The sequence below is a fragment of the Nocardioides sp. genome, from assembly GCF_036267815.1.
In the GTDB taxonomy this organism is placed as follows: Bacteria; Actinomycetota; Actinomycetes; order Propionibacteriales; family Nocardioidaceae; genus Nocardioides.
The window spans coordinates 1-6,518 of the sequence record NZ_DATAVI010000084.1; the positions used below are offsets into that span (position 1 = coordinate 1).

The following is a 6,518-nucleotide window of genomic DNA, read 5'->3' on the forward strand; positions in this document are numbered from 1 at the left end:
CGCTCGTCGCCGACGCCGTCGGCTTCACCGGCCGCACCGAGTGGGACGCCTCGAAGCCCGACGGCACTCCCCGCAAGCTTCTCGACGTCAGCCTCCTGCACTCGCTCGGCTGGCAGCCGAGCATCCGCCTGCACGACGGCATCGCCGCCACCGTCGCGTGGTACCGCGACCACGCCGACACCCTCCGCGAGGTCGGCTGACCCCCCCTCCTTGAGTGGCTAGTCCCAATCGGGTAGTCCCTGACAGAAATGTCGTCGCCGGACCTCGCTGACGACATTTCTGTCAGGGACTACCCCGTCAGGGGGGCCAACTCGACGGGGTCGTAGGTCACCAATCGGGCGAAAATGCCCCGCGGAGGGGGCCCGCGACCTATGGTTCGGTCGGGCTGGGATCTCGAGTGAAGGTGAAGAGCGTGCACGCACGTCGTTTCGGGACCCCCTGGGTGACCCGCGGGGTTGCCGCCGTCGGCGCCCTGGTCCTGCTGACCGGCCTGACCGGCCCGGCCTCGGCCGGTGACAGCCGGGCGACCGGAGCCAGCCACGCCGGCAGCCGCCAGGCGCACCAGCCCAAGGGCCACCAGCACAAGCACCACAAGCGGCCCAAGGGTCAGAAGATCGGCGCCGGCTTCTTCGGCATGTGGGCCCCGTCGCTGGACACCGGCTATCCCACCGTGCCCGTGAAGGCACTCGACCTCAGCTCGAACGGCGTGTACTGGCGCTCGATCGAGACCTCCCCCGGACACTACGACTTCACCAACCTCGACGCCCTGGTCGCGCAGGCCCAGGCGCACCACGCCAAGCCGCTGCTCGTGCTCGGGGCAACACCGAACTTCTACGCCAGCGTCCTCGACCTCCACCCGGCGTCCACCCAGATGCCGCCGATCGACGCCTGGAAGAGCTATGTCCAGGCGGTCGTCGACCGGTACGGCGCCAGCATCGAGTACGAGATCTGGCCCGAGCCCAACATCATCGGAAACTGGAGCGGCACCCCGCAGCAGCTCGCGTCGCTGGTGGCGGCGGCGTCCCAGATCATCCACGGGCAGGCGCCGCAGGCCGTGGTGGTGTCGCCGGCGATGGTGCTGCGGCTCAAGTTCGAGCAGCGCTGGATGAAGTCGTTCTTCGCCCAGAAGGTCGGCGGTCACCGGATCGGAAGCTACGTCGACGCGGTCGGGATCGACCCCTACCCGCCGGCGGACGGCACCCCCGAGACCTCGGCGGGCTATGTCACGCTGGCTCGCCGGATCATGAAGAAGTACAAGGTCTCGGCGCCCGTGTGGAACATGGAGATCAACTACGGGGTCCTCGGCGCGCACCAGCTGGTGAGCACGCTTCCGATGCAGACCCAGGCGTCGTATGTCGTGCGCACCTACCTGCTCAACGCCGCCGCCAACGTGAAGCGGGTCTACTGGCTGATCTGGCACTACCAGCCGACTCTCGGCGTGCAGCTGCTCGACGAGGACAACACCACCATCTCGAAGGCGGGCGTGGCCTACCAGACCGTGCACCAGTGGTTGACGGGCAGCACCGTGCGGTCCTGCACGAGCAAGAAGCACCACCTCTACGCCTGCGAGCTGACGTCGGCACACCACGACGCCTGGGTGTACTGGACGACCCAGGGGAAGGCACGGATCCGCGTCCCGCACGGCACGCGACACCTGGAGACGATGACGGGCGGCCAGCGCCGCGTCGTCGCGGGACACAAGCTCAAGGTCACCCAGGCGCCGGTGTTCCTGCACCACTGAGCCCGCGCTTCGGCACCGCCTCCACGCGGTGCGGTCGGATCCACGCGCTCACGCCACCCGGGGCTGCGCTGGGAAATTTGCGCGACCGCGGCGGGCTTGGGCTGGACCGGCGGACCTATGCTTAACTCCGCCATAGGTCCCCCCCACCTGGCCCAGTAGAGTCAGCACTCGTCGGGGGGTCGCAACCGACTGAGACGGGATGACGTGGAGCTTTCGGACTACTTGCGGATCCTCCGCAGGCGGTGGCGCTGGATCGCCGTCCCCATCGTGCTCGGCATCGCCGGAGCCGTGGCCCTGATCGGCCTCTCGACCCCGATGTACGCCTCCAGCACCCGGCTCTTCGTCTCGACGTCGTCGCAGAGCAGCGACCTCACCGAGGCCAACCAGGGCAACTCCCTGGCGATCGAGCGGGTGCAGTCCTACGCGAACCTGGTCAAGACCCATTCGCTCGCCCAACGCGTCTCGAACCGGCTCGGAGGGGCGTACGGCGCCGACGGCCTGGTGAAGCGGGTCTCGTCGTCCGTCGTCCCCAACACCGTCAACCTCACCATCACCGCAACCGACGCCAACCGATCGGCGGCCAAGGCGATCGCCCAGGCGTACGCCGTCGAGCTCAGTCGCGAGGTGACCCGGATCGAGGCGCCGGCCGACGGCAAGCCCTCACCGATCCGGATGTCGGTCGTCGACGACGCCCAGCTGCCGACCAGCCCGGTGAGCCCCCGCAAGGAGCGCGACATCGCCCTGGGCCTCATCGTCGGTCTGCTCATCGGGATCGGCCTGGCGGTGCTCCGCGACCGGCTCGACACCTCGATCTCGTCGGCGGAGGACCTCGAGGAGGTCACCGACGTGCCCTTGCTCGGCACGGTCCACGTCGACACCGGCGCGGTGCACAAGCCGAGCGCGGTCGCGCTGCGCGAGTCGACCCCGTGGGCCGAGGCGTTCCGGGTGCTGCGCACCAACATGCAGTTCGTCGACGTCGACCACAGCGACCGCGTCTTCGTGATCTCCAGCTCGGTGCCCGAGGAGGGCAAGACCACCGCCGCGGTCAGCCTGGCGATCACGATGGCCCTGGCGGGCCAGCGGGTCGCCCTGGTCGAGTGCGACCTGCGCCGGCCGCGCATCGCCGAGCGGCTCGGGCTCGACGATGCGGTCGGTACGACGACAGTGCTGATCGGCCAGCTCTCACTCGACCAGGCGCTCCAGAAGCATCCGGACACCGGCCTGTCGGTGCTCACCGCCGGCCGGCGTCCCCCCAACCCGTCCGAGCTCCTCCAGTCGCGGGCCATGCAGGAGCTGATCCGAGACCTGCGCAGCCGCTTCGACGTCGTGCTGCTCGACGCGCCGCCCTTGCTGCCGGTCACCGATGCCGCGCTGCTGGCGGCGCAGTCCGACGGTCTCATGATGGTGGTGCGGCACGGCAAGACCAGCCGCGACCAGGTGCGGCTCGGCCTCCAGCGGGTGCAGGCCGTCGACGGCGAGTGCGTCGGCATGGTGATCAACATGGCGCCGACCTCGGGCCGCGGCTACGGCTACGGGTATGGATACGGCTACGGCGGGTACGAGCCGGACCTGGCTCGGCGCGGCCGGAGGAAGAAGAGCTCACGCGGAGGGTCGTCCCACCCGAAGTCGACCTCCGACGCTCCGCCTCATCTGGCGGAGGCAGAGGCTCCGATCCGGGCGGTGCCCGCCCACCAGAAGGACGAGCAAGCCCCGCGGACCGCCTCAGGCAGCCGGCACCGCTGAGCACACGAACGCACGCGATCCGGGAGCGGCAGGGCGCAGAAAGGCGCCCTCCCTTAGGGTGGTTCTATCGAAAAACTATATAAGTAACCTCGGCCGGTCGAGTGGTGCGGACGACGCAAGTGCGCGCTGCTCGAATGACGGACTCGGACGCTGTGACGGGAGGCGCGAGTGACAGCAGGACTGATGGGACATCTGCGTACGCACCGTGCGCTGACCCTCGCTGGCGTCGACACCACCTGCTGGGCGCTCGCGTACCTCACGATGCTCAGCTACCGCATGGTCGACGGCGGAGACTTCGACCGCTACCCGGCGTACCACGCGTTGGTCCTGGCGCTGCTCTCCGCCGCCGTCCACCTCGCCGTGTCGTGGCCCCAGCGGTTCCATCAGGGGCGCACCATCGCCGGCAGCTTCGACGACATGGTGATGCTGGCCAGGATCGCCCTCGCGGTCGGTGTCGTCGTCACGCTGGTCAACCTGCCGCTGGTCTACGTCCCGCGTTCGGTGCCACCCGCGGCCAGCGTCACGGCGCTGGTCCTGATGGGAACCGCGCGGGGGATCTACCGGGCCTGGCACGAGCGTCAGCTGCTGTTCGCCTCGTCCGGGGTGTCGGTGCCCGTCCTGGTCGCCGGTGCGGGCGATGCCGGGCAGCAGCTCGTGCGGTCGATGCTGCGCGACCCGGCGCGACGGTGGACGCCGGTGGGCCTCCTCGACGACGACCCGCGCAAGCGGAACCTCGTGGTGGGCGGCGTCCCCGTGCTCGGCCGCACCGACCAGCTGGCCGCTCGGTCGGTCACCACCGGAGTGTCCGAGATGGTGATCGCCATCCCGAGCGCGACCTCGGCGCAGATCCGACGGCTCGCCGACCTGGCGTTCGAGGCTGACGTGCGGGCCAAGGTCCTGCCAGGCCTCGACGACCTGATCGACCAAGGGGTCGCGATCTCCGACATCCGCGACATCAACGTCGCCGACCTACTCGGGCGGCACCAGGTCGACACCGACCTCGCGTCGATCGCGGGCTACCTCAGCGGGAAGCGCGTGCTCGTCACCGGTGCGGGCGGTTCGATCGGCTCCGAGCTGTGCCGCCAGATCCAGCGCTGGGACCCCGCCGAGCTGATCATGCTCGACCGCGACGAGTCGGGCCTGCACTCGGTCCAGCTGTCGGTCAGCGGTCACGGCCTGCTCGACTCCAGCGACGTCGTGCTCAACAACATCCGCGACTACGACGCTCTTCTCGACGTCTTCCGGACCCGCCGCCCGGAGGTGGTCTTCCACGCGGCCGCGCTCAAGCACCTGCCGCTTCTCGAGCAGTACCCCGCCGAGGCGGTGAAGACGAACGTGATCGGGACGGCGAACGTGCTCGAGGCCGCCCAGGACGTCGGGGTGGACAGGTTCGTCAACATCTCCACCGACAAGGCGGCCGACCCCACCTGTGTCCTGGGCAGCTCCAAGCGGGTGGCCGAGCGCCTCACGGCCGGCGTGGCCGACAGCGCGTCCGGCACGTACCTCAGCGTCCGCTTCGGCAACGTGCTGGGCAGCCGTGGGTCCGTCCTCTCGTCGTTCGCCGCCCAGATCGCCGCCGGCGGCCCGGTAACCGTCACCGACCCGGAGGTCACGCGGTACTTCATGACGATCGAGGAGGCCGTGCAGCTCGTCATCCAGGCGGGCGCGATCGGACGCCGGGGTGAGGCGCTCGTCCTCGACATGGGCGAGCCGGTCAGCATCCAGAGCGTGGCCGAGCATCTGATCCGCCAGGCCGGTCGGCCGATGAAGATCGTGCACACCGGGCTGCGTCCGGGAGAGAAGCTGCACGAGCAGGTCTTCGGTGCGGGCGAGCCCGACGAACGGCCGATCCATCCCCTGATCTCGCACGTCCAGGTCCCGCCGCTGGCTCTCGGCACCGTGCGGACCGAGGCCACGGTGACCGCAACGCTCGCACGCGAGCTCATCGACGCTTGGAGCAGCAGTCAGACCCAGGATGGGGTCGGCGTCCAGCGCTGAGATAGTGCAGCATTGCCCACGAGTGTGAGGAGTGGCGTGGAGACCACAGGCGTGCCCAGCGGTGTGCCCAGCGGCGCGACGGTTCTGGTGACCGGGGGCACCGGGTCGTTCGGCTCGACGATGGTGCGCCGGCTGCTGGCCGGCGGCGTGGGCGAGGTGCGCATCCTCTCCCGCGACGAGCTCAAGCAGGACGACATGCGGCGGGCGCTGGACGACGCGAGGGTGCGCTTCTACATCGGCGACGTGCGTGACTACACGAGCGTGGAGCGGGCGACGCGCGGTGTCGACTACGTCTTCCACGCGGCCGCCCTCAAGCAGGTGCCGAGCTGCGAGTTCTTCCCGTTGGAGGCCGTGCGTACCAACGTCTTCGGCAGTGCCAACGTGATCGAGGCCAGCAACGCCAACGGCGTGCGGTCGGTGGTCTGCCTGGGCACCGACAAGGCGGCGTACCCGATCAACGCGATGGGGATGTCCAAGGCGATGATGGAGAAGGTCGCGCAGGCCTTCGCCCGCAACAACCCGACGGCGCGCACGGTCGTCTCGACGGTGCGCTACGGCAACGTGATGATGTCGCGCGGCTCGGTGATCCCGCTCTTCGTCGACCAGGTCAGGGCGGGGCGCCGGTTGACCGTCACCGACCCGCAGATGACGCGCTTCCTGATGTCCCTGGAGGAGTCCGTCGCGCTCGTGGAGCACGCCTTCGCCCACGCGGCACCGGGCGACCTGTTCGTCCGCAAGGCGCCCGCCTCCACGATCGCCGACCTGGCGCGGGCGGTCGCGCGCGCCTGCGGTGGCGAGGAGGAGATCGCGGTGATCGGCACCCGGCACGGCGAGAAGCTCTACGAGACCCTGGCCACGCGCGAGGAGCTGAGCCGCGCCGAGGACCAGGGCGACTACTTCCGGATCGCCGTCGACGCGCGCGACCTCAACTACGGCGAGTACTTCGACGAGGGCGATCCGGGGGAGTCCGAGGTCGACGACTACCACTCCCACAACACCGAGCGGCTCGACGTCGACGCCGTCGTGGCGCTGCTGA

The 6,518-nt window shown here is 69.7% G+C and carries 4 protein-coding genes and 1 pseudogene; all 5 read left to right on the forward strand.

All coding sequences use genetic code 11. From position 1 onward, the window contains the following. Positions 1 to 200, forward strand: a pseudogene (locus VHW64_RS17435) (GDP-L-fucose synthase); the annotation flags it as partial. 212 nt (positions 201 to 412) lie between these two features. Continuing rightward, positions 413 to 1,741: a hypothetical protein gene (locus VHW64_RS17440; RefSeq protein ID WP_329651845.1), complete on the forward strand. Its 1,329-nt coding sequence runs from the start codon at positions 413 to 415 to the stop codon at positions 1,739 to 1,741. A 204-nt stretch (positions 1,742 to 1,945) separates the two neighbouring features. Then, complete coding sequence (locus VHW64_RS17445) at positions 1,946 to 3,484, forward strand: polysaccharide biosynthesis tyrosine autokinase (protein ID WP_329651846.1); 1,539 nt, start codon at positions 1,946 to 1,948, stop codon at positions 3,482 to 3,484. Positions 3,485 to 3,667: 183 nt separating this feature from the next. Then, positions 3,668 to 5,482, forward strand: coding sequence for a nucleoside-diphosphate sugar epimerase/dehydratase (locus VHW64_RS17450; RefSeq protein WP_329651847.1), 1,815 nt, complete (start codon positions 3,668 to 3,670; stop codon positions 5,480 to 5,482). 36 nt (positions 5,483 to 5,518) lie between these two features. Then, positions 5,519 to 6,518, forward strand: a 1,000-nt coding sequence (locus VHW64_RS17455) for a polysaccharide biosynthesis protein (RefSeq protein ID WP_329651848.1), incomplete at its 3' end; no start/stop codon positions are given.